This is a genomic window from Roseateles albus (assembly GCF_028595345.1).
Taxonomy (GTDB): domain Bacteria; phylum Pseudomonadota; class Gammaproteobacteria; order Burkholderiales; family Burkholderiaceae_C; genus Paucibacter_A; species Paucibacter_A albus.
This window is the reverse complement of the sequence record NZ_JAQQXT010000008.1, coordinates 132,749-157,198: the sequence shown is the minus strand read 5'-3', so window position 1 is coordinate 157,198 and position 24,450 is coordinate 132,749. Positions and strand designations below refer to the sequence as shown.

At 58.3% G+C, this 24,450-nt stretch carries 19 protein-coding genes; 6 read left to right on the top strand and 13 right to left on the bottom strand.

Features of this window, described 5'->3' with window-relative positions; translation table 11 throughout:
• Window positions 1-21: 21 nt before the first annotated feature.
• From lepA to PRZ03_RS14295, 11 genes are all read right to left on the bottom strand, one after another.
• Window positions 22-1,830, bottom strand: a complete 1,809-nt coding sequence (gene lepA, locus PRZ03_RS14345) for a translation elongation factor 4 (protein WP_273600931.1) — start codon at window positions 1,828-1,830, stop codon at window positions 22-24.
• A gap of 586 nt (window positions 1,831-2,416) precedes the next feature.
• Entirely contained in the window at window positions 2,417-3,904 is a 1,488-nt protein-coding gene (locus PRZ03_RS14340) for a Do family serine endopeptidase (RefSeq protein WP_273600930.1), read from the bottom strand.
• A 95-nt stretch (window positions 3,905-3,999) separates the two neighbouring features.
• The gene (locus PRZ03_RS14335; RefSeq protein WP_273600929.1) at window positions 4,000-4,461 is read right to left on the bottom strand and encodes a hypothetical protein; all 462 of its coding nucleotides are present in this window, start codon (window positions 4,459-4,461) and stop codon (window positions 4,000-4,002) included.
• A 78-nt stretch (window positions 4,462-4,539) separates the two neighbouring features.
• Window positions 4,540-5,784, bottom strand: coding sequence for a beta-ketoacyl-ACP synthase II (gene fabF, locus PRZ03_RS14330; RefSeq protein ID WP_263531623.1), 1,245 nt, complete (start codon window positions 5,782-5,784; stop codon window positions 4,540-4,542).
• Between the two features lie 48 nt (window positions 5,785-5,832).
• On the bottom strand, window positions 5,833-6,072 hold the full coding sequence (gene acpP / locus PRZ03_RS14325; protein ID WP_263531622.1) for an acyl carrier protein: 240 nt from the start codon (window positions 6,070-6,072) through the stop codon (window positions 5,833-5,835).
• Between the two features lie 154 nt (window positions 6,073-6,226).
• On the bottom strand, window positions 6,227-6,976 hold the full coding sequence (fabG, locus tag PRZ03_RS14320) for a 3-oxoacyl-ACP reductase FabG (RefSeq protein ID WP_273600927.1): 750 nt from the start codon (window positions 6,974-6,976) through the stop codon (window positions 6,227-6,229).
• Between the two features lie 9 nt (window positions 6,977-6,985).
• The gene (gene fabD, locus PRZ03_RS14315) at window positions 6,986-7,927 is read right to left on the bottom strand and encodes an ACP S-malonyltransferase (protein WP_273600926.1); all 942 of its coding nucleotides are present in this window, start codon (window positions 7,925-7,927) and stop codon (window positions 6,986-6,988) included.
• A 32-nt stretch (window positions 7,928-7,959) separates the two neighbouring features.
• Complete coding sequence (locus tag PRZ03_RS14310) at window positions 7,960-8,937, bottom strand: beta-ketoacyl-ACP synthase III (protein WP_273601034.1); 978 nt, start codon at window positions 8,935-8,937, stop codon at window positions 7,960-7,962.
• A 50-nt stretch (window positions 8,938-8,987) separates the two neighbouring features.
• Window positions 8,988-10,082 (bottom strand): phosphate acyltransferase PlsX, encoded by a 1,095-nt coding sequence (gene plsX, locus PRZ03_RS14305; RefSeq protein ID WP_409993967.1) that lies wholly within the window; start codon window positions 10,080-10,082, stop codon window positions 8,988-8,990.
• Between the two features lie 224 nt (window positions 10,083-10,306).
• Window positions 10,307-10,492 carry a 50S ribosomal protein L32 gene (gene rpmF, locus PRZ03_RS14300; protein ID WP_263531618.1) on the bottom strand — a complete coding sequence of 62 codons (186 nt, stop codon included), beginning with the start codon at window positions 10,490-10,492 and terminating at the stop codon, window positions 10,307-10,309.
• A 371-nt stretch (window positions 10,493-10,863) separates the two neighbouring features.
• On the bottom strand, window positions 10,864-11,430 hold the full coding sequence (locus PRZ03_RS14295; RefSeq protein WP_273600925.1) for a YceD family protein: 567 nt from the start codon (window positions 11,428-11,430) through the stop codon (window positions 10,864-10,866).
• Between the two features lie 68 nt (window positions 11,431-11,498).
• Here PRZ03_RS14295 and PRZ03_RS14290 point away from each other — a divergent pair, with 68 nt between their 5' ends.
• Both PRZ03_RS14290 and PRZ03_RS14285 read left to right on the top strand, forming a co-directional pair.
• The gene (locus PRZ03_RS14290; RefSeq protein ID WP_273600924.1) at window positions 11,499-12,122 is read left to right on the top strand and encodes a Maf family nucleotide pyrophosphatase; all 624 of its coding nucleotides are present in this window, start codon (window positions 11,499-11,501) and stop codon (window positions 12,120-12,122) included.
• Window positions 12,119-12,886 carry an SAM-dependent methyltransferase gene (locus tag PRZ03_RS14285; protein WP_273600923.1) on the top strand — a complete coding sequence of 256 codons (768 nt, stop codon included), beginning with the start codon at window positions 12,119-12,121 and terminating at the stop codon, window positions 12,884-12,886. Before PRZ03_RS14290 ends, PRZ03_RS14285 begins: the two co-directional genes overlap by 4 nt.
• Before the next feature lie 30 nt (window positions 12,887-12,916).
• Here the strand turns inward: PRZ03_RS14285 and PRZ03_RS14280 are convergent, their stop codons facing one another.
• Both PRZ03_RS14280 and PRZ03_RS14275 read right to left on the bottom strand, forming a co-directional pair.
• Window positions 12,917-14,407 (bottom strand): DEAD/DEAH box helicase, encoded by a 1,491-nt coding sequence (locus PRZ03_RS14280; protein WP_273600922.1) that lies wholly within the window; start codon window positions 14,405-14,407, stop codon window positions 12,917-12,919.
• 27 nt (window positions 14,408-14,434) lie between these two features.
• Entirely contained in the window at window positions 14,435-15,586 is a 1,152-nt protein-coding gene (locus tag PRZ03_RS14275) for an MraY family glycosyltransferase (RefSeq protein WP_273600921.1), read from the bottom strand.
• Between the two features lie 235 nt (window positions 15,587-15,821).
• Here PRZ03_RS14275 and PRZ03_RS14270 point away from each other — a divergent pair, with 235 nt between their 5' ends.
• From PRZ03_RS14270 to PRZ03_RS14255, 4 genes are all read left to right on the top strand, one after another.
• Window positions 15,822-17,060 carry a polysaccharide biosynthesis/export family protein gene (locus PRZ03_RS14270; protein WP_273600920.1) on the top strand — a complete coding sequence of 413 codons (1,239 nt, stop codon included), beginning with the start codon at window positions 15,822-15,824 and terminating at the stop codon, window positions 17,058-17,060.
• Window positions 17,061-17,088: 28 nt separating this feature from the next.
• Complete coding sequence (locus PRZ03_RS14265; RefSeq protein WP_273600919.1) at window positions 17,089-17,700, top strand: DUF4214 domain-containing protein; 612 nt, start codon at window positions 17,089-17,091, stop codon at window positions 17,698-17,700.
• An 11-nt stretch (window positions 17,701-17,711) separates the two neighbouring features.
• Window positions 17,712-21,773, top strand: coding sequence for a glycosyltransferase (locus tag PRZ03_RS14260; RefSeq protein ID WP_273600918.1), 4,062 nt, complete (start codon window positions 17,712-17,714; stop codon window positions 21,771-21,773).
• Window positions 21,774-22,039: 266 nt separating this feature from the next.
• On the top strand, window positions 22,040-24,442 hold the full coding sequence (locus PRZ03_RS14255) for a hypothetical protein (RefSeq protein WP_273600917.1): 2,403 nt from the start codon (window positions 22,040-22,042) through the stop codon (window positions 24,440-24,442).
• The last annotated feature ends 8 nt before the right edge of the window (window positions 24,443-24,450 follow it).

The window sequence follows — 24,450 nt, the reverse complement described above, 5'->3', positions numbered from 1 at the left end:
GGTCTACTTGGGTTCGTTCGATTAATCGTCAACTTGCAGAATGGCCAGGAACGCTTCCTGCGGCACCTCGACGGAGCCGATTTGCTTCATGCGCTTCTTGCCGGCCTTTTGCTTCTCGAGCAGCTTGCGCTTACGCGACACGTCACCGCCATAGCATTTTGCCAGCACGTTCTTGCGCATCGCCTTGATGTTCTCGCGCGCAATGATGTTGGAGCCGATCGCCGCCTGAATGATCACGTCATACATCTGGCGTGGAATATGCTCACGCATCTTGGCCGCCACACCGCGACCACGGAACTGGCTCTGCACCCGGTGCACGATGATGGACAGCGCATCGACCCGGTCGCCGTTGATCAAGATATCCACCTTGACCACATCGGACGCGCGGTACTCTTTGAACTCATAGTCCATCGAGGCATAGCCGCGTGACACGCTCTTCAATTTATCGAAGAAATCCAGCACGATCTCAGCCAGCGGCATCTCATAGGTCAGCATCACCTGACGGCCGTGATAGGCCATATTCAGCTGATTGCCGCGCTTTTGATTGGCCAGCGTCATCACCGGGCCGACATAGTCTTGTGGCATGTAGAGATGCACGGTCACGATGGGCTCGCGGATCTCCTGGATCTGGCCCAGCTCGGGCATCTTGGATGGGTTTTCGACCGAGATCACCGTCCCGTCATTCAGCATCACTTCGTACACAACGCTAGGCGCCGTGGTGATCAGGTCTTGATCGAATTCACGCTCCAGGCGCTCCTGCACGATTTCCATGTGCAGCAGGCCCAAGAAGCCGCAGCGGAAGCCAAAGCCCAGCGCCTGCGACACCTCGGGCTCATAGCGCAGCGAGGAGTCATTGAGCTTGAGCTTCTCCAGCGCGTCGCGGAGCTGGTCGTACTCGCTCGCCTCGGTCGGGTACAGACCGGCAAACACCTGTGGCTGAATTTCCTTGAAACCCGGCAAGGCCTGCTCGGCCGGGCCCAGATTGTTCGGCAACTTCTTGTCGACCGTGATGGTGTCACCGACCTTGGCTGCCTGCAACTCTTTGATGCCGGCGATGACGAAACCCACTTCACCCGCATTCAACTGCTCACGCGGCTCGGACTTGGGCGAGAACACGCCCAGGTTGTCAGCCGGGTAGACCGCATTCGAGGCCATCATGCGGATGCGCTCGCCCTTCTTGAGCGTGCCGTCAACGACGCGCACCAACATCACCACGCCGACATAGGCGTCATACCAAGAGTCGATGATCATCGCGCGCAGCGGCGCTTCAACCACACCCTTGGGCGGCGGCATGCGGGCAATCACGGCTTCGATGATTTCATCAATGCCCATGCCTGTTTTGGCGCTGCAAGGAATCGCGTCGGTGGCGTCAATGCCGATGACGTCTTCAATTTCTTCTTTGGCGTTTTCCGGATCCGCATTGGGCAGATCCATCTTGTTGAGCACGGGCACGACCTCGACACCCAACTCCAGTGCGGTGTAGCAGTTCGCAACCGTCTGTGCCTCAACACCCTGGCTGGCATCGACCACCAAAAGCGCGCCTTCGCAGGCCGACAGCGAGCGACTCACCTCGTAGGAGAAGTCCACATGGCCGGGTGTGTCGATCAGATTCAGGTTGTAGACCTTGCCGTCCTTGGCCTTGTATTGCAGCGCAGCGGTCTGCGCCTTGATGGTGATGCCGCGCTCACGCTCGATGTCCATCGAGTCCAGCACTTGCGCCTCCATCTCACGATCGGCGAGCCCTCCGCAACGCTGAATGATGCGATCCGCCAGCGTGCTCTTGCCGTGGTCGATGTGGGCGATGATGGAGAAATTGCGGATGTGATTCATTGCTTTAATCGGAAGCAGAGCTCGCTGAGGCTACAAGGGCTTAGCCCTTGCATGGAAGGCTCATATCGCGCAGCGATGTGAAGCCGCGTCAGCGGCGTGCCGGACATAAAAAAAAGGCACGTCGAAATGGTGACGCGCCTTCCAACAAAACGTTTGGCAACTGCATGCTGGGCATCCATTGTAGCGAAAAGGCTCGAATTGGACACCCGGCTAAGGCCAGATAGGGGGTCGTTGCGGCTCACCAACAATGAGTTACCAACAAGTTATACACAGAATGATCACAAGAAAATCCTGTGATCTTGTGGATAACTTTCGCACCTCAAACACCTATCCGGCGTTGCCTAACGCCAGCAAGGCAAATAATGCCTCGCAATCGCGCATTCTATCCGACCGCGTCAACAATGACACCAGGCCAAGGCCAGTCAAACAAGCGAAGCGCCAGAATTTACTCAATTCTGGCGGCATCTGCGAGTTGATCAATGCGCTCCAGCCAAGGCAAAAGACTTCACGATGCGGAAAGACCCGCAGGGCTAGTCAGCCATAGCCGGCGCGTTGCACCAAGGCGCCTTGGCCTTTGAACTAGCGATCAGCGCGCAGGGCGCAGTAAAACAAAGCTGACCACGTCATCGCGGCGCACCAGCAGATTGATCAGCTTGGCCTTTTCCGCCTTGCTCATCAGGGTCTGGAATTGCTTGACGCTGCTCACTTCGGTGTTGTCCACGGCCAAAATCAAGTCCCCTTCTCGCAAACCGGCGCGAGCCGCAACGCCGCTGGCCGCATCAACCCGCACGCCGGCGCGCAGCTTCAAGTCCCGCCTTTGGGCCTCACTCAAGTCAGAGACCTGCAAGCCAAGCGCCGCCACCGCACCCACAGCCGGCTTGGGCTCGACCTCACCGGCGCGGGCCTTGGAGTCGTCGGGCATCTCACCCACGGTGAGGTTCAGCTCCTTCATTGCACCGCGCCTGAATACCTGCACCACCGCCTTGCTACCCGGCTTCAAGCCACCCACGATGCGACGCAGATCGCTTGCTTTTTCAACCACCTTGCCGTCGAACTTGGTGATCACGTCGCCGCCTTCAATGCCGGCCTTGTCCGCCGCGCCGCCCGCCGTAACGCTGCGAATCAAGGCACCGGAGGCCTTGCCCAGCCCAATCGACTCGGCCACTTCCTTGCTCAAATCATCGGGTGCCACGCCGATATAGCCGCGCACCACCCGGCCGCTGCCGCGCAGCTGATCGGACACTCGAACCGCCTCATCGATCGGGATGGCGAAAGAGATGCCCATGAAACCGCCGGACTGGCTGTAGATCTGCGAGTTGATCCCAACCACCTCGCCGCGCATATTCAGCAGTGGGCCGCCCGAGTTGCCCGGGTTGATGGCCACATCGGTCTGGATCAAGGGCAAAAAGTCACCGGTATCGCGCGCCTTGGCACTGACGATGCCAGCGGTGACGGTGTTATCGAAGCCAAAGGGTGAGCCGATCGCCATCACCCATTCGCCGACCTTCAAGCGGCCCACATCTCCGATCTTCACTGCCGGCAAACCGCTGGCCTCAATCTTCAAAACCGCCACATCGGAGCGGCGATCGGCGCCCACCACTTTGGCCTTGAATTCACGCTTATCAGTGAGCGTGACCCAGACTTCATCGGCGCCAGTCACCACATGGGCGTTGGTCATCACATAGCCGTCGGCACTCAGGATGAAGCCGGAGCCGACACCGCGGCGCTGAGGTGCCTGATCTTCATCGGCATTGCCGTCGCTGCCCCTGTCGCCGCGCGGCGGCGCCCGGCGCTGCCCCGGCACCGGGATGCCGAAGCGGCGCAAAAATTCCTGCATTTGTTCATCGATCTCGGACATGCCGTTAGCGGCATTCCCAGCAGCACGTGCACGCTCCGAAGTACGGATATTGACTACCGCCGGGCCCACACGTTCAACCAACTCGGTGAAGTCCGGCAAGTCCCTTGCCTGCGCATGACTCTGCCCGGGAAGCAGACTCAAACTCAGTGACAGCGCGACAGCAGACAGAATCAGACGCGAGAGGCGCAGTGGACGATAAGCAGACTGAAATTTCATGACTTGACTCAAAGTGCTAACTGTTGAATTGATGAATGCGCCAACCATGATGGCAGCGCAGACGCAGCATAGCGAAAGTCATGGGCGGCTCCAAGTTAGCCCGGGCTTTGGCGCGCGCTGTAAAGCACGGCTCGCAGCGCCCCCCATTGCGGGCCCTGGGTTGATCGCGTCAAAGGCAGATAGGTGGGCTCGGACCACCCATTGGGGCGGCGGTCGACGCGCAGAAGCAAGGCAAAGCCTAGATCGAAAACCACCGTCAGATGCACCGGTGCCGGCTCATCAGGGCTTGGGCTGAAGGATTCCGAGCCGCGCGATCGTTCGTACAAGTGCCACTGCTGCCCATCCCAGCGCAGCATCCGCGGCGCAATTGCTGTGCAGCGCCAAGCAAGCAAAGCGCCCAAGGGCGACAGCACCAGCAAAGGCCAAAACGCCGGGAAATGCGCCGCCAAAGCCAGGGTCAGCGACAAGACGGCAAGCGAACCAGTCACCGCCATCAGACTCTGCAGCGCTGGCAGCGGCTGCGTCTGCAGTTGGAAGGGCGCAGCGGAGCGTTTCAAGGCCAAGCCCTCCTGGCTTCGAGCAACCCAGACTCTCAGCGCCGGCAACAGCAGTTGCTGCAGCCCGTCAGGCAAACGTCAGATGCGCTTGAAGATCAAGGTGCCGTTGGTACCGCCAAAGCCAAAATTATTCTTGGCAGCGTATTCCATATTCATCGGCCGCGCTTCGTTCGCACAGTAATCAAGATCGCACGCGGGATCTTGATTGAAGATATTGATGGTCGGAGGTGCCACCTGGTTCTTCAAGGCCAGCACCGTGAAGACCGACTCGATGCCACCGGCACCGCCGAGCAGATGCCCAGTCATCGATTTTGTTGAGCTGATCACCAGATTGCTGGCGTCAGCACCAAATGCCAGCTTGATGGCATTGGTTTCGTTCAAGTCACCCAGCGGCGTCGAGGTGCCGTGGGCGTTCATGTATTGAATTTGATCGGTATTCAAACCGGCATTGCGCAGCGCCGCGCGCATCGAGCGCTTGGGACCGTCAACACTTGGGGCGGTCATGTGATAGGCGTCAGAGCCCATGCCGAAACCAACCAGCTCGGCGTAAATCTTGGCGCCGCGCTTTTTGGCATGCTCGTACTCTTCGAGCACCAACACGCCGGCGCCCTCACCCAGCACAAAGCCATCGCGGTCTTTGTCCCATGGGCGGGAAGCGGTCTTTGGATCCTCGTTGCGCGTCGACAGAGCGCGCGCCGAGGCAAAGCCTCCGAGGCCCAAAGGCGAAATGGTGGCCTCGGAACCACCGGCCACCATCACATCCACGTCACCGTATTCAATCATCCGGCCCGCCTCGCCAATGGCGTGCAAACCAGTGGTGCACGCTGTCACGATGGCCAAGTTGGGGCCGGTAAAGCCGTACTTGATCGAGACATGGCCCGAGATCATATTGATGATCGAGGCCGGCACAAAAAACGGTGAGACCCGACGCGGGCCGCGCGTCATCAGTTCGCCGTGGGTGGCTTCGATCATCGGCAAGCCGCCGATACCCGAACCCACCAACACGCCGATGCGCTCGGCCTGCTCTTCGGTCAACTGATCCCCGGTCGGCAAGCCGGCATCCTGCACCGCTTGGATGGACGCAGCCATACCGTAGTGGATGAAGGTATCCATCGCGCGCGCATCTTTGGCCGAAATGTATTCGGTCACATCGAAGCCCTTGACCTCGCCTGCAATATGGCAGGAGAAGCCCGAGGCATCGAAATGTGTGATGCGGTCAATACCGGACTGACCGGCCAGGATATTGCTCCAGGCCTCAGCTACCGTGTTACCCACGGGGCTGATCAGACCAAGTCCAGTAATGACAACGCGACGACGGCTCATGCGATTAGGGGATTAGTTAGTGACTGCCAGACAAGCTCAAGGGCTTGTTCAGGCCTTTTGGTGCGTGACGGCGTAATCAATCGCCAGCTGAACGCTGGTGATCTTTTCGGCTTCTTCATCGGGGATTTCGATGCCGAACTCGTCTTCGAGAGCCATCACCAATTCCACGGTGTCGAGGGAATCTGCGCCCAGATCAGCCACGAAAGCCTTCTCATTGGTCACATCGGCTTCAGGCACGCCGAGTTGCTCGGCGATGATTTTTTTGACACGTGCTTCGATATCGCTCATGACTCCTCCAGGAGGGGGTTTGTTGGGAACAGCCCGGGATTCTAAGGCCTCTAGTGTGACTCGCCTAAAACTTGGCATTTCTTCACGCTAGAGAACCCTCACCGGCCGGGCAAATCCGGTGGGCGAAAGCGGGATGCTCTCGCCTCAATTCAAATCAACTCATGTACATGCCACCGTTGACATGCAATTCGGTACCCGTAATGTAGGCTGCCTTGGGTGATGCCAGGAAGGCAACCGCCTCGGCGATTTCCCGGGGTTCACCCAAGCGGCCGACCGGGATTTGCGCCAGCAAGGCGGCTTTTTGGGCCTCAGGCAAGACTTCGGTCATATCGGTCGCGATGAAGCCAGGCGCTACGCAATTGACGGTGATGCCGCGGCTTCCCAGTTCGCGCGCCAGCGCGCGCGTCATGCCGGCCACGCCGGCCTTGGCGGCCGCGTAGTTGGCTTGGCCCGCGTTACCCGATGCACCGACCACCGAAGTGATGCTGATGATGCGGCCGAAACGCTGCTTCATCATGGTACGCATCACCGCGCGGCTCATGCGGAAAACGGCCTTCAGATTGGTATCGAGCACCGCATCCCAGTCCTCGTCCTTCATGCGCATGGACAAGGTGTCCCGCGTAATTCCGGCGTTATTGACCAAGACCTGAAGGCCGCCATGGGCTTTGACAATGCCGTCAACAGCAGCTTCCACCGCCGCCGCGTCATTGACATCCAAGACCAAGCCGCGACCACCAAGAGGCGTCAGCGCCTCGCCAATCGCTGCTGCGCCGGCTTCGCTGGTGGCCGTGCCGATGACCACAAAGCCCTGCTCGGCCAGAGTCATTGCAATCGAGCGGCCAATGCCGCGGCTCGCGCCAGTCACCAGGGCGACCTGGCCTTTTTCAGAGGTAATTTCAGTCATGTCTTTCTTTCAGCCCAGCAAGGCGCGTGCTTCGGCCAGCGTGGCCGCGTCCAGCACCGAAGCGCCGATGAGTTCACTGTCAATTCGCTTGACCATGCCGGCCAAAACCTTGCCTGGGCCGCATTCGATGATGTGCGTCAAACCCTGCGCCTTCAAGGCCTGCACCAGTTCGACCCAGCGCACTGCACCAAAAGCCTGGCGGTACAGCGCATCACGCAGGCCGTCGGCATCAGCCACCATGGCCACGTCCACGTTGTTGATGACAGGGAACTGCAGAGGCGCGAATTGGGTGGTTGCCAGCTTGGCCTTCAAGGCCTCGGCCGCTGGCCGCATCAGGCTGGAATGGAACGGGGCCGACACGGACAAGAGCAAGGCGCGCTTGGCTCCGGCTGCTTTGAGCAGCTCACAGGCCTTGTCCACGCCGGCCTTGGTGCCTGCAATCACGGTCTGCTTAGGGTCATTGAAGTTGGCTGCCTCTACCGCCTCGCCTGTCGCCAGGGCAGCTGCCGCGCAACCTTCACGTACCGCCTGCGCATCCAGCCCCAAAATAGCAGCCATCGCACCAACACCGACTGGCACCGCCTCTTGCATGGCCTGCGCCCGAAACCGCACCAGGGGCAAGGCCTCGCTCAGGCTCAAGGCACCGGCTGCCACCAAGGCGCTGTACTCGCCCAATGAATGGCCTGCGGCAAAAGCCGGCTGCAAACCCGTTTCGGCAATCCAAGCTCGGTAGCAAGCAATCGCTGCGGTCAACATCACCGGTTGCGTGTTGGTGGTCAGGTCGAGCTGCTCTTTCGGGCCGGCATGAATCAACGCACCGATATCCTGACCCAAGGCCGACGAGGCCTCGGCCAGCGTGCGCACCACCTCTGGGTGATCACCCCAAGCATCCAACATGCCCACCGCTTGCGAGCCTTGGCCGGGAAAAACAAATGCGAATTTTGCCGTCATATTTTTGATTCAGTAAGAGTCAGATCGCGCGCTTAGAAGTCCAGCAGCACGGCGCCCCAGGTGAAGCCGCCACCCACGCCTTCCAGCATGACCGTCTCACCGGCCTTGATCTTGCCAGCACGCACCGCCGCATCAAGTGCCAAGGGGATGGACGCCGCCGAGGTATTGCCATGCTGATCAACGGTCACGATCAGCTTGTCCAAGGGCAATTTCAACTTCTTGGTGGTGCTGTGCATGATGCGGATATTGGCTTGATGCGGGATCAGCCAATCCACATCGGACGCCTGGCGGCCGGCTTTCTCAAGCACGCCGCGCGCGACTTTCTCCAGCACACCGACCGCCAGCTTGAACACCGCTTGGCCGTCCATCTTCAGCAGCGGATCGCCCAAAACCTTGCCGCCGACAACCGTACCCGGGACACAAAGGATGCCGGCATGGCTGCCGTCGGCGTGCAACTCACAGGCCAGAATGCCAGGCACCTCGCTGGCACCTAGCACCACGGCACCGGCGCCATCGCCGAACAAGACACAGGTGGTGCGGTCTTTGAAATCAAGAATGCGCGAAAACACTTCTGCGCCGATCACCAAGGCCTTGGATGCCGCACCGGTGCGAATCATCGAGTCGGCCACCGTCAGCGCATAGACAAAACCGGAGCACACCGCTTGCACGTCAAACGCCGCCGCACCTGCCACGCCTAATTTGGCCTGCAGCAAGCAGGCGGTGGACGGAAAAATCATGTCGGGCGTAGAAGTCGCGACGATGATCAGGTCAATCTCACTGGCGTCCACGCCGGCAGCAGCCAAGGCCGCTTGGGCCGCAGGCAGCGCCAGGTCGCTGGCCGTGACACCAGCGTCAGCGAAATGACGCGCGCGGATGCCGGTGCGCTCAACAATCCACTCATCTGAAGTCTCGATGCCGTCTTTAGCCAGTTGCTCGACCAAGTCGGCATTGCTCAGGCGTTTTGGCGGCAGGTAGCTGCCGGTGCCTAGGATGCGTGCATAACGAGGAATGCCAGCAGCAGGGCGGGAAGCAGATGGTTGGACGGTCTGGGTACTTGATGTCATGCAGCTTGTACGACTTGGGTCGCCTTGTCTTCGGAATCTACAGTGCCGACGGTTACACCTTCGGTCGCTGAAGGCGCAGCCTGCAAGGCTGCGATGATGCGATCGTGCACCCGGTCGAGTAGGCGATTGCGGGCGGCATCATACGCCCGGTTCAGGGCCGTCCCGAAGGCCAACTGATCGGCCGCGCCATGGCTCTTGAACACCAGGCCGCGCAGCCCCAAGAGTGCTGCACCGTTGAAGCGGCGATGATCAACCCGCGACTTGAAGCGCTTCAGCACCGGCATCGCCAGCACAGCTGCGGCCTTCGTCAGCCAACTGCGCCCAAATTCCTGCCGAATGATGGAAATGATCATCGTCGCCAAGCCCTCGGCGGTCTTCAAGGCCACATTGCCGACAAAGCCATCGCAGACCACCAAGTCCACCTCGCCGGTAAAAATATCTTTGCCTTCGACATTACCGATGAAGTTCAGCTGACCGCTGGCGCCGGCCTGCCGCAGCAATTCACCCGCACGCTTGATCGTCTCACTGCCCTTGATGACTTCTTCACCAATATTCAGCAAACCAACCTTGGGCTCTTCCTTGCCATCCACCGCCGACACCAGGGCGCTGCCCATCAATGCAAACTGCAGCAGATGCTCGGCCGTGCAGTCGACATTCGCCCCCAGGTCCAACATGGTGGTGTAGCCGCCGGTTTGAGTCGGCATCACCGAGGCGATCGCCGGCCGGTCGATGCCGTCCAGCGTCTTCAACAAATAACGTGAGACCGCCATCAGCGCACCCGTATTGCCGGCCGACACACAGGCATCGGCCAGTGGCGGCGCACCATCAACCGACTTCAGCTGATTGATGGCCACCCGCATCGACGAATCCTTCTTGCGCCGCAAGGCCACCTCGACGGTGTCATCCATTTGCACAACCTCGGACGCCGCCACGATGCGGCAACGCGGCCAGCTTGCAGCCTCCTTCAAGGCCTCGGGCAAGCCCACCAAGAGCAATTCGGCATGCGGGTGAAGGGCCAAGAAGGCCTTGGCCGCCGGCAAGGTGACCGAGGGGCCGTGATCGCCACCCATGCAGTCGATCGCCAAGCGCACAACATCGAGTGGCGCGGCCGACTGAGCGACAGGCTTGCTTGGCAGACTTGGGTCGAGTGTTGACATCAAAACGGGCCGAGGAGTGAGTTCGGCAATATATGCAAATCAAATTGCGCTACAAAAACACAAAAACCCGGCACTGCAACAAGGCACAGGCCGGGGATTTGTGAGCCATAGCAGATCAAAGCAACGCACCGCTCGAGAGCCGTGCGCAAGCAGAAATCTTAGGAGGCGTCAGCCTTGGTCTTCAGGACCTTGCGGCCACGATAGAAGCCGGTTGGGCTGATGTGGTGACGCAGATGCACTTCACCCGTTGTAGGCTCAATGCCTGTGCCTGGGGTGGCCAGGGCAGTATGCGAGTTGTGCATGCCGCGCTTGGATGGGGACTTTTTGTTTTGCTGAACTGCCATGAAATTCTCCTAAGGCTCCGGTGATTGAGAGCACGCCCGGCAATGAACGGCTGATGTTCATCACTGATCTTGCGGCCCTGACTCCCCGGGAGCCGCGTTGTTTTGCTAAGTAGTTTTGCTATGTACTCAAGCGTCACGAGCTTCTGCGCACCATGCGCCAGCTGCCTGCAAATACTGACGCTGACTTTGGGCTCGCATTTTTGCTGAGCTTTTTGCCATCCGCCAATCCCTGCGACATGCCATCTTGATTCTCGAACCGGGGAAAGCCCGCGATTGTAGCATGCGCAGACGGTTTTTCAAAGCGTCTGCGCAAGGAAACCGCTTGCACTATTGACTCCAGTGCACTGTAGGCCTAGCCGAACGCCAAGGAGCTACTGGGCCGGCCCCTGCTTCTTCAGCGCCGCAAGCGCGGCAAAGGGATGAGGGCGCTCCGCACCCTGCTCGGCCTCGGTCAGCGGCTGATCAAGCGGCAGGGTGAGCGGTTCGGGGCATTGCTCATGGCGCGGCACCAAGGGGAGCGACAAGAGCAGTTCATCCTCAATCAGCTCGAACAAATCGAAGCTGCGCGACAAGACCAAGACATCCTCTTCGGTCTCGGCATCAATGGCCGCTGCCGCCGCCTCATCGTGAACAAAGTGGAACCAGCGGTCAAACTCGACATGCTCCTTCACCGGCCGCAAGCAGCGCTGGCAAGTCATCTGAGTTTCGGCCGAGGCCTCAAGATGCAGCCAGACCTGAGCCTGCGCACCGCGCGGCTCACGCCGCTCGCCGGTGACCGACCATTTGACCGTCGGCCACGCCGTAGCGGGCGCCTCTGCAGCCGCCGCGTCGGCCAATCGCGTCAAGCCACCCGCAGGCAACTCGCCACTCAATTGCCCAGCGTCGCGGGCAAACGCCGCAACATCCAATCGTTCAGGGAAAAACAAATGCTCTTTCATCCCTGAAGTGTAGAGGCCGACGCGATCAAGCTGCGCGCACTGACCAACGGCAATGCGAAAATCACGCCATGAATGACACCCTCCCCCACCGAAGCCTGATCCTCGGCTCCAGCTCACGCTATCGACGCGAACTGCTGGAGCGCCTGCGTTTGCCCTTTGAAGTCTTTGCCCCCGACCTGGACGAGTCCCCGCTGCCGGCCGAAACCCCGCTGCAGTTGGCGACCCGACTGGCCATGGCCAAAGCGCAGGCGGTGGCCAAGCTTTACCCTCACGCCATCGTCATCGGGTCCGACCAAGTCGCCGAACTCCATGGCCGCGCCATGGGCAAGCCAGGCGATCATCAGCGCGCAGTCGAGCAGCTCACGGCAATGAGGGGCCAGGAGGTGGTGTTCCACACGGCTGTGGCCGTGGTTTGCGCCGAGACAGGTTTCCACGCCGGCGATGTCGCGCCAGTGCGCGTCAAGTTCAGAAATTTGAGCTTCGCAGAAATAGAAAATTATCTGCACGCCGAACAACCCTATGACTGCGCCGGCAGCGCCAAGTCCGAGGGCCTGGGCATTGCCTTGCTCGCCGCGATTGAGTCGGATGACCCAACGGCCTTGATAGGCCTACCCTTGATTCGCACAACACAATTGCTGCGCCAGGCCGGGCTGGACCCTTTGCTTGCGCTTAAGAACGGAGCAAACGCATGAAAAAAGGCCGCCTCTATCTGGTCCCGAATACCTTGGACTTCGGCGTCGAAGCCGCTGCCGTCGATCTGCAACAAGTGTTGCCAATGCACATCATCCAGACCGCCGCGCGGCTGGAATATTGGGCTGCCGAGAGCGCAAAAACGACGCGCGCCTTCCTGAAGCGCGTGGACGCCTTGGTGCCGCTGACCCAGCCCCTGCAAAACCTACAGATCACCGAGTTGCCGCGCCCACCCAAGGGCCGCATGGCCGACGCCGCACAGCAAAACCAGGCTTGGTACGCCCTGCTCGCGCCAGCCTTGGCAGGCCACGACCTGGGCCTAATCTCTGAAGCTGGCCTGCCCGCCGTGGCTGACCCCGGCGCCTTGCTGGTCGCAGCTGCCCATGAGGCGGATATCGAAGTCATCCCCTTGAGTGGGCCCAGCGCTTTGTTAATGGCCTTGTCGGCCAGCGGCTTGAACGGACAGAGCTTCGCCTTCGTCGGCTATCTGCCGGTCGAAGCGCCTGCACGCGCCGCGCGAATCCGCGAGCTCGAGGCCTTGTCCGCTCGCCAGCAACAGACTCAGCTGATGATTGAGACGCCCTATCGAAACTCGGCCTTGCTGCTGGCTTTGCTGAGTACGTTGAAACCGCACACCAAATTGTCGATCAGCTGCGGCCTCAGCCTAGAACAGGGCTGGACGCGCAGCGCGACGGTGGAGCAATGGCGCAGTTCGGGCGAGTCATTGCCGGACAAGATTCCGGCGGTATTTGCGCTGCTCGGCTAAAGCGAGTTCAGCGCAGTCCTGAGTTCCGGCTCAGGACTCGACCGCGCTCTCAGCAGGCTTGGCACCAAACAGCGCAGCGACCTTGCGCTTAGGCCTGATATTCGCAGACAAGCCGCGCGGCGCCACGGTGGCGGCACCTTTGTCCCAAGACGGCAGCTCTGCACTTGCGCTGGCCTCGTAAGGCTTGTCAAAGAAGGCATCGCGCGGTGGGGTCGGGGCCCGATAGCTTGAGCGCTGAGCGGCAACAGGCGCAGTCGCATCCCCGGCCGGGCGGGCATCCCACTCGCGTGGCGCACGCTGGGGCCGCTCCGACCTCTCGGGCCGAGCACCCGGCCGCGTGTCTTCCAACTCGATCGGCGACAACTCGATCGTGCGCTTGAGCAATTTCTCAAGGTCCGCCATCAAGCGCGCGTCCGAACGCGTCACCAAGGTCACCGCCACACCCGAAGCACCGGCGCGACCGGTTCGCCCAATGCGGTGAACGTAGTCCTCCGCATTGAAGGGCACATCAAAATTGAATACCGCCGGCAGGTCGGCGATGTCCAAGCCACGCGCCGCCACATCCGTCGCCACCAAAATGTCCACCTCGCCGGCCTTGAAGGCTTCGAGTGACTTCAAGCGCTCGTCCTGAGATTTGTCGCCGTGCAGCGCCGAAGTGCGCAAGCCATCGCGCTCGAAGGAGCGCGCCAAGCGAGCCGCACCGAGCTTCGAGTTGACAAACACAATTGCCTGCTTGATGCCGCGCTGACGCAAGGTCTGGGTCACGGCCAAGCGCTTTTCATCGTCGGTGACGCTGTAGAACACCTGCTCGACATTCGTGGCCGTCGCGTTCGGGCGCGCCACTTCGACCAACAAGGGGTCTTGCAAATAACTTTGCGCCAGGCGCTTGATCTCGGGCGAGAACGTCGCCGAGAAAAGGAGGGTCTGGCGCGCTTTCGGCAGAAAACTCAAGATACGCTGTAGATCGGGCAGGAAGCCGATGTCCAGCATGCGGTCAGCCTCGTCCAGCACCACGTACTCAACCTGATTCAGCACGCAGTTTTTGGCCTCGATATGGTCAAGCAAGCGGCCCGGCGTGGCGATCAAAACCTCGACGCCGCCCTTCAGGATGGCCGTCTGCGGCTTCATATCGATACCGCCAAACACCACGGTCACCCGCAGATTGGTGTGCTTCGCGTAGGCCTTGATATTGTTGGCGACCTGGTCGGCCAACTCACGCGTTGGCGCCAGCACCAGCGCACGCACTGGGTGCCGCGCAGGCGAGGCGCTGGCATTCTCATGCTTCAACATTCGCTGCAGCAAGGGGATAGAAAACGCAGCCGTCTTGCCGGTGCCGGTCTGAGCCGCACCCATCACATCGCGCCCTTCCAAAACGATGGGGATCGCCTTGGCCTGAATGGGCGTCATCAGGGCGTATCCTGAGTCGGCAACGGCGCGCAAAAGCTTGGCGTCGAGGGACAGCGTGTCGAAACGCGCCGGAGTGGATTCGGGAGCGGCTGGCGTGTTTTGGGTTTCGGTCATCCTGAGATTATCCGCTATGCGCGGTATTCACTCGGGTTTATCCGCAGCCTTGACGACAACAGGCGGCACTTTGCCCCCCATCACATCGCCGCGAAACACCATCCACCGCGGCGTCCTGAAGCGGACGATGCGCCAATAAAGACCCACATAAGTGACGCCAAACAACAGCATGCATGCGAGCAACATTGGCGTCGAATCCCAAAACAGCAAGGCTGGCGCCAAGGAGGAAACGCACAGGGTCCACAAGTATGGCGCCGTCATCGAATTGCGCCGAGTCATCGCACGCGCATCCCGCGCGCCAAAAGTCCATCGCATTATTCGTCGATAGATAAGCGAGTGCAAATGAATGCCATCCGGCTGTCCAGCCGATACGGCGCGCAAGACACGCCTGCGGTACATCGAGAACACGGTTTCAAACACTGGATAAATACAGACCATCAGCGCAAACAGCGGTGACACCTCGGAGTGCCTTGAGATCAACAAGACACCCACTTCAGCCAGAAAGAAGCCGAGAAAATAGGAGCCACCATCGCCAAGGAAGAGGCGGCCCGCAGGGTAGTTCCAAACAAAAAACCCCATGATGGCGCCTACGCCGGCGAGCGAAATCAAGACGAGTTCGGTGTCCCCCACCTGATGTGCCACATAGGCGAAGGCCAGCAACATGAGGCCGACGCACATGGACGACAAGCCATTGAAGCCATCAATGATATTGACCGCATTGGCGACACCCGCCACGGTAAAAACGGTCGCGGCAAAGGCCCCCAGTGAAGTGCTCAAAAGCCAATCCAAACCTGGAATGTCCGCTCTGGAAATCTGCGCCTGGAGCAGGACGATGGCCAATACCGCCGACACGCCGGCGGCGACCAAACGCCAAACAGGCTTGACATTCTTTGTGCAGTCCTCTGTCAGACCAACCAAGAACGCCGGCAAAGCGCTGAACATCAGCAGAATTCCTGCCGATGGTTGTCTCAATCCCAAATGCAACCATGGGTAGACAACCGCGCACAGCACGCCTGCAAACAAGGCTACGCCGCCGATTCGAGGTACAGCGATGACATGAAATTTCTGCGGCCCGAACAAATCCGAGTCGCGCCCTTGATACCCCCAGTCCCGCGAGGCCCGAATGATAAGAGCACTAAAAAGGAAAGAAACGAGAAAGGAAAGCAGTAGATGGGTCATTAGGGTGCTAGTGTACGCAGTCTCCCTAATGAAGCCGAACCGTAGGCGTAGCAAACGGCGCACGCAAATCCCTACGAACAAAAATCTGGTGCGACGCAGGCGGGTCGACAGCACGCCGCGCTGATCAACACGTCCTGAGCGCCGCCTAAACTTCAGTTCAGGCTGCTTCCTGGGTGGAGATAGCGGCCGTACAGGCGCATACCTCGCTGTACAAGGCCCACCACCCAACGGAGGGATGTGGCAATTGGTTAAACTACCGCTCCATCGCCGGATCCTCCGGCGTACCCAACTGATTCAGCACACCTACGTGTACTCAAGCCTCCACACCTCCCAGCGAACGCTTTCCCTCGCCACTTGCGCGCTTCTGTTAAGTGCATGCGCCCAGTTTCCAACCATCGGCCCAAGCCACAAAGAAGTTGAGGAGGCGACCTCAGCGCCAGCAGCGGCTGGCGTTATCCAACTCGTCAACGTCGATGAAGCCGTGGCGCGGAAACTGCTCGACGGTAAGAAGTCACGCTTGTTCTCCGAGGCTCTGGGCGACATTCGTTTGCCACAACTGATTGGTCCGGGCGATAGCATCGAAGTCAACATCTGGGAAGCACCGCCAGCCACCTTGTTTGGCGGCGGTGGCATTGATGTTCGCGCCCCAAGCTCCAGTCGAGCAACCACTCTTCCAGAACAGGTGGTCAATCGCGAGGGCTTGATTTCCGTGCCGTTCGCAGGGCGAATCCAGGCGAGCGGAAAATCGGCCCAATCGCTCGAAGCCGATATCGCACAGCGACTCAAAGGCAAGGCAAACCAGCCGGAAGTGCTTGTCCGCATTGTGCGCAACGCATCGTCCACCGCCACCGTGGTCGGCGAAGTCCAGAACAGCCTGCGCCTGCCCCTGACGCCCAGCGGTGAGCGAGTGCTCGACGCCATTGCTGCCGCCGGCGGCGTCAAACAGGCCGTCAGCAAGGTGACCGTCCAGCTGACTCGCGAACGTCAGTTTCACAGCCTGCCGTTGGATACCATCATTCGCGACCCGGCACAAAACGTGCTGCTGCGGCCCGGCGATGTTGTGACGGCCAGCTATCAGCCCTTGTCCTTCACTGCACTCGGTGCCACTGGCAAAAACGAGGAAATTGCATTTGAGACACAGGGCATCAGTTTGGCCCAAGCTCTGGCCCGGGCTGGTGGTCTGATCGATTCACGCTCAGATGCTCAGGCAGTTTTCATATTCCGCTTTGAGCCCGTAGCGGCACTAGACTGGCCCCGCCAGCCTGTGGCGAGCACTCCAGACGGCATGGTGCCGGTTGTCTACCGCATGAACGTCAAGGATCCAAGCAGCTTCTTTGCCATGCAGAGTTTTCCCATCAGTAACAAGGACATTTTGTATGTCAGCAACGCCCCCATTGCAGAATTTCAGAAGTTCTTGAACGTGGTCTTCTCTATCACATATCCCGTGTTGAACACAATTCAGCTCACCAAGTAGCAATCACAGAATCCAAGCAGCATCCGACATGAGCGAGCAAGCAAGCAAAACAAGGGCTGGAGGACGCGTCAACTCGGTGAGCGCCCTGCTCGCGCTGGAGGACGAGAACTTTGTCAGAGCCGCCTACCTCAGCGTGTTGGGACGAGAAGTTGATGCCGATGGCCTGTCCAACTACCTCAGCCAGATCCGCACAGGTGCCGAGCGTGGCGCACTGACTGTTGAACTTGCCCTCTCCCAAGAAGGGCGGCAACACAGCGCGAACGTCGAAGGCCTTGCGGAGTTGGTGGCACGCGTGCGCCCTCACCCAATGCCAGCTTGGAAACGTGCCCTGCGTCGACTGCTGATGCGACCTGACGTTTCGATGGTTGAGCAGTTGGAACGCCAGTTGCGCGCCACCGACAATCGGCTCTACCGCATCAGCCAGAACCTAGAGACTCTGCTGGCTGCCAACCATGCAGAGATCGTCGCGCTGCGCCATGACGTGGCTCAATTGCCGCTGCGCACCGACCAAGCTTCGGCTACAGAAAGCCCACCGAGCGCTGCGCCCGGCATTCACATCCGGATCCTACCGGCGCAAGCCGAGCGCATCTATCAAGACCTGCGTCGAGCCCAGTCCCGCCGCGCCGGCATCCAGACCTGACTCAAAGCCGCATGCGAATACTGATCGACCTGCAAGGCTGCCAGAACGGCAGCAAGAACCGCGGCATTGGCCGCTACTCCCTTTCCCTGACCAAAGCCTTGCTGAAGCACTGCGGCGAGCATGAGTTCTATGTGCTGCTGAACGAGATGTTCGTAGAGGAGACTCGGTCGCTGAGGAAACTGCTGGGTGAGCTCCTGCCGCCCGAACGCATCATCGGCTTTGAGGCCATCGGCCCCGTCGATGAAATGCGACCCGAAAACGCCTGGCGCCGCAAGGCCGCTTGCGTGCTGCGTGAAGCACTGATTGCCGATCTGGCACCCGACGCATTGCTGATCAGCAGCATGGTCGAGGGGGCGATGGACGCCACCGTGACGTCGGTCGGATGGATTCCGGGCCCGACGGTCGTCGCCTCCGTGCTCTACGACTTGATTCCCCTGCATGATCCTGAACGCTATATCGGTTGGGAGCCGGCAGCCCGCTGGTACTACGACAAGATGGATTCTCTTCGGCGAGCCGACTGCTTGCTGGCCATTTCGGAGTCTGCTGCGGCCGAAGCGGTCGAACTGCTTGGCGTACCGCCCTCTTGCGTCACGACAATCTCCACTGCTGCAGACGAGATATTCGTCGACGCGCAGGTGTCGGCGTTTGTCATGACGGCATGTCGAGAAAAATTTGCGCTGAGTCGTCCTTACTTGATGCATTCGGGCAATGTCGAGCCTCGTAAAAACTTCGAAGGCCTGATCCAGGCCTTCAGTGCCCTACCCTTATCCCTGCGCAAGCAATATCAACTGGTGCTGGCAGGCAAGGTCAGCCCTGCCGACCTGGAGAAGCTGCAAGGCTTGGCCCAGAAACTTGGATTAAAGCAAGGTTGTCTCGTGGTCACCGGGCACGTCAGCGACGAGGAGTTGATGGCTCTCTACGCGGGTTGCCACCTGTTCGTTTTTCCATCGCTACACGAAGGATTCGGACTGCCGGCACTGGAGGCTATGCATTTCGGCGTACCGACGATCGGCTCGAACACCACCAGCATTCCCGAAGTCATTGGGCGTGCAGATGCCACGTTCGACCCCCACAGCGTCGCCGCCATCACTGCAGCTATTCAACGCTGCCTCAGTGACTCGGCGTTCTATGCGTCTCTGAAAGCCCATGCACTGGAGCAGTCAAGGCGTTTCAGTTGGGATGACTGCGCGACCCGCACCCTGCGAGCACTTGAGCTGACGGCCGCCAAGCGGGCGGCCGAACCATTAGCAGGTCTCGATTCAAACGCCCGCCGCGCACTGATCCTCAATGCACTGATCAGCCCGGAACGCGATACCGCCCCAAGCGAGCAAGAATTGCGCGGCGTTGCCCACTGCCTTGCCAGCAATCTCGACACAGTCGCCAGGTTGACTGCATCGGCGAACTGGGGGGGAAAACTATCCTGGCGGGTCGAAGGACCGTTCGACAGCACCTATAGCTTAGCCTTGCTCAACCGCGAGACGGCGCGTGCACTTAAGGCGCTCGGGCATACGGTTGCGCTGCACTCCACCGAAGGCCCTGGAGATTTCCCGGCCAACCCCCACTTCCTGGCCGCCAATCAAGATCTGGCCACCATGCATGCCCGTCTGGACAGCATGCCGCAGTCGGCCACTCACGTGACGAGCCGCAATCTGTACCCTCCTCGCGTTTCCGACATGGGCTCGCCGCTCAATCTATTGCACCACTATGCGTGGGAGGAGAGCGGGTTCCCGGCCGAGTGGGTGCAGAACTTCAACCAGCATTTGCAAGGCCTGACATGCTTGTCCGAGCATGTGCAGAAGGTGCTCATCGACAACGGCGTGAGCGTCCCCATGGTGACCTCGGGCTGCGGCGTCGATCACTGGGAGCGCGTCGTGGCAACCAGCAACGTCAGCTTCCCAGGCAAGCGATTTCGCGTGCTGCACGTTTCATCGTGCTTCCCGCGCAAGGGCGCAGATGCATTGCTTAAAGCCTTTGGTGCTGTGTTTTCCCAGGCAGACGATGTTTCACTGATCATCAAGACCTTCGCAAATCCGCACAACGACATTCACCAGCAGTTGGCTGCGTGCCGCGCAGCCAACCCGCAGTACCCTGACGTCCATGTGATCGAGGGTGATCTGTCGGACAACGATCTGAAAGCGCTCTACCAGCAGTGCCACGTACTGGCGGCCCCCAGTCGGGCCGAAGGCTTCGGCCTCCCTATGGCCGAGGCCATGTTGAGCGGACTGCCCGTCATCACAACGGCATGGAGTGGGCAGTTGGACTTCTGCTCAGAGGAGAACTCCTGGCTGGTGGACTACACATTTACGCCCGCGCAGACTCATTTCAACGTGCATGGCTCGGTCTGGGCTGAACCCGATCACGATTCCCTGTGCGATGCGCTTCGCCGAGCGCAGGCCTCATCCGCAGCTGAGCGCAGCAGGCGTGCTCAACACGGCCGCGATGTACTGCTGCGCCATTTCAAATGGACAGACGTTACGGCAAGAGCCGTCAACGCCACCCGGCAATGGGCGCAAGGTCAGGCAGGGCTCGGCCAGCCTCGCACCGGCTGGGTGACCACCTGGAACACCAAATGCGGCATCGCCTCGTATGCCCGACACATCCTCGAAGCCTCGGATCAAGCGGTCACCATCCTCGCGCCTATCCAGGACGGCAGAGTCCGCACTGACGAAGACTTCGTTCATCGCTGCTGGGCGTCTGAAAAACAGAACAACAGGTTCGAATTGTTGGACGCCGCCATCACGGAGCACGACCTGAATACCCTGGTGGTGCAGTTCAACTACGGCTTCTTCAATCTAGAGCAGTTTGCAGGGTTCCTGCACAGGCAGGTTGATGCGGGCCGAACGGTCATCGTCATGATGCATTCGACCGGTGACCCGGTCGCGCTGGCCGAATGGGATATCAACTGGCGCCTCGTTACAGCGGCCGACGCACTGCGGCGCTGCGCACGCGTGCTGGTGCATGCCACATCCGATTTGAACCGCTTGAAGCGGCTCGGGCTTGTCGACAATGTTGCGCTGTTTCCGCATCCGCTGTGGCGAGTGGGTCATGGGCAATTGCAGACTGCAAAGGAAATTGCACCCTCGGCAGGCTTAACCTTGCCACTGATTGCCACTTTTGGCTATTGCCTGCCGCACAAAGGCCTGCCTGAAGTGCTGGACGCGATCAAGGTGCTTCACAAGCAAGGCAATCCGGTCAGGCTACGCATGCTCAATGCCGAGTATCCAGATCCGGTGTCAATCCAACTGGTGAAGCAACTGCGCCGCCGTATCGCAGACAGCGGGTTGCAGGATTTTGTCGAGTTGCGCAGCGAGTACCTGTCAGATGACGAGGCTGCGACCTTGATGATCGAGGCCGATCTGCTCGTCTTTGCCTACCAGGACACGGGCGAGTCCGCCAGCGGCGCGGTGCGCCATGGCTTGGCCACAGCCCGGCCGGTGGCCGTAACGCCGATCCAGATTTTTGACGATCTCGGCGATGCGGTGCATCGTTTCCCAGGCAGGAGCCCCGAAGACATCGCGCAAGGGATCAGTGCCGCACTGAAGACCGCGAATGAATCCCAAATGGTTCAACGAGCAAAGCGCTGGCGTGCTGCGCATGACGTCAGCCCCCTTGCCGCGCGACTGGTGGCGATGCAGCATGCGCTGCTGCGCCCGGATGCAGTGCGCAACTACCATTTCGCTGGGTCAAGTCGCATGCTTCGATCTGCAGTTGGCAAACCCTGCGGTAGCAAACTCTATAGCAGCAAGGTACAGGGCTACCTGTTATTCGGCCCTTACTTGCAGTTGCCTGCAGGGACGTATGTCGTCGAACTTGGCTGGAACTATTTGTTATGCAACAAGTCTGACTGCTATGTCGAGATTACCGTAAACAATGGCACTAAGGTGCTTTCTCGCGAAGATTTCATCTCGATGGAAATGGAAGACGAACTCACAAAGATACCCTTCGCACTAACGAATCCTTGTGGGGATCTGGAAGTCCGCATGTATATCGGCGACCTAACCAAGGCGACTCTTAACCATCTGACGATCAGGCCAGAAGAAATCAAGATGCAACCGACTAAAGTACCGAGCTGACCTGGCAAAGAATTCACACGAAGACCAGCGCGACCTAGCCAACAAGAAAGTAATGCAATCGGACTTGCCTTAAAACTTACAAAATATTGAACTAAAAAAAATAACAAAAAATTCATCAGTTCACAGCGTTAAAAATTTGCCTCACCGCTCCAACCACAACTACAAAGTGTCAAGCGAAAATGCGAGTACTCTTTTTCCTCGAGCCAGCAATATTCCGTAGTCAGCCAGTCGGGGTCACCGCCCATTTCATGTGGGTCGAGTGCTTCATGCGTGCCACGGAAGCCTCGGGCGGAGTATTTTCGCTAGCCGCGAATTCAGATGTGTGCCGAGAATGGGAACTACAAAATTTAAGCGCTTCAGGCACAACAGTTACTTTCAAATTAAATCCGTTTGAGCTACTGTCGAAGCATGGCTTTCAACGCACAAATTACGCTGAGTCATTATTCAATAAACCTGACGAGGATGATCCATTTTTTATAGCGCTCGTTCAGATTCGCCAGCAATTTAAACCCGATCTCGTAATAATGACCGCTCAAAATGCAATTGCAAAGTTTGCATTTGATGAAGTTAAGCAGCTATTCATAGAACAAGCTCCATTACCACGACTGGGTCATCTCCTCCGTACGTCAATTGACCCAGAAGGGCACCAACAGTACGCTACGCTGGAATGTTACTCGGCGCAAATACGGGCATTGGCACTGACGCCAAAGATCCGACGCGAAGCGACTCAACTCTTAGAGGCAGTTCGAGCTGAAACGCGTCGCGCTGACCCCCGCTGTGCGCCAGCACAAGCCGCGCTGCATGATCTACGAAAACATGGGCGGATTGCACTACTTGTGACCCAACCGATGGACGCCGTAACCTACGAGGGCGCATACAAGAAAATAGAGATGGAGAACCTAATCTATTCATGGGCCAGTTCACTGCCTCCCGGATGGATCGGAGTCCCAACATATCACGCTGGCGAGCGTCTTAGCACCGAAATGGAGCGATCACTAAGCGCCGCAACGGACCGCCTGAAGTTTTTGCCAGACCAATTCTCTCAAGGCCTTACAGAGCCGCTGCTCGATGTAGCAGACGGCATGGTGACTATTTCCTCAACAAGCGCAATGACGGGATTGCTATTTGGCAAACTAGTCGTAGTTACCGGAAAGTCACCTTTTTCCGCTTGGTGTGAAAATGACCCCACTCGGCTGAACGAAGTAAAACCCCTAACAACTGAAGAAGCTGTTTCCACATTCTGCTTTCTTACAAATAGATTCTCGTATCGGCATGACATGCTAATGGCACAGCCTCAGCGTTTTTCTAAATTATTGAAGCTATTCTTAACAACACAGAGCCCGGCGAAATGGCTACTAGATATCAAGGATTGGGACATAAAAAAAGCGTCAAGCCTGTTTGAATTTCGCGCCTGCGACTCGCTGAATGGATTAGGTGGAGCGCCGTGCGAACGAAGAGATCTCCGGCAGCAGCTGGCTGCATTGACTTCCGAATTCAATTCAGTCAAGTCAGAGTGGCACGCAACAATTGAGATTCGTAATCGACTCGACATCGAACGCAACACCGCGATTTGCGAACGTGACAGCATTCACTCAGAATGGGCAAGTGCCGTTAATGATCGAGATCGGCTGCTGAATGAGTTGAATCTTGCCAAAATGACAATTGAGGACTTTGAAAAAAAGATTACTACCAGCGTAGCCGATCGTGATAAAGCCCTCAATGAATCGATGATTTCTCAGGTTCGCCTGACTTCACTGATCTCTGAAAATGCAGCGCTCCTTACAGATGCAAAAAATTTAAAGCACCAGGCAAGGTTAGAGCAGGAAGAAATGGCTGAGTGCGGAGCACAGCTCGCGCAAGTTTCTCTACATAGAGACGCCCTCATAGAGCAGCTTTACCTGCAAAAATCAGAAAATAATCTACTGAATGAACGAGTAATTTTAGCCGAAGAATCCAAATTAGCCGAACGCAAGCAACTTGAAGACCGACTGGTCAATGAGTTAAACATTGCCAAAATCACGCTAAGTGATACTCAACGCTTGTTAGAGGTTGCCAGAAATCAACTAACTGAGGCCACGCACCAAGCACAATTAGAAAAAGACGAGTTGACAAGGAACTCGAAACAAGTTGCGCAGCACAGAGACACCCTCCACGACCAAATTAGCCAGCTACAATCTGAAAACATTTTACTGAACGAACGAGCAAGTCTAGCCGAAGAATTTTACATAGCGGAACTAAGAGCTAGCAAAGATAGAATTGAATATCAACTCAAGCAGATTGACATAGCTGAGCAGCAAGCCAATAGATTCAATGAAACAAACTCAATTCTGACGGAAAAACTGGCCGTAATCGAAAGAAAGTACAAGTGCGCTCAATCGAAATGGATGAATATGATCGCAACATATGGGGTCGCAATAAGTAAATTATTACTGACAACATCTGAGCGCGACGCAGTACGCAAACGACTCGCCGTGACCAGCCTGGCCTTAGAGGAATTAAAAGAATCCTCAGATGCATATGCAAATGAAGTGCGCGCAGCCAGATTAGAGACCGCGACTATTGAAAATAGATTAACCGAACTTCAGAACAAGTATGATGCTTGCATTACATTAGCAAAAGAAAATACCAGACAGAAGTTCAGCAGACTCTTTAAATTTCATAAAAACTAGAAATTTAC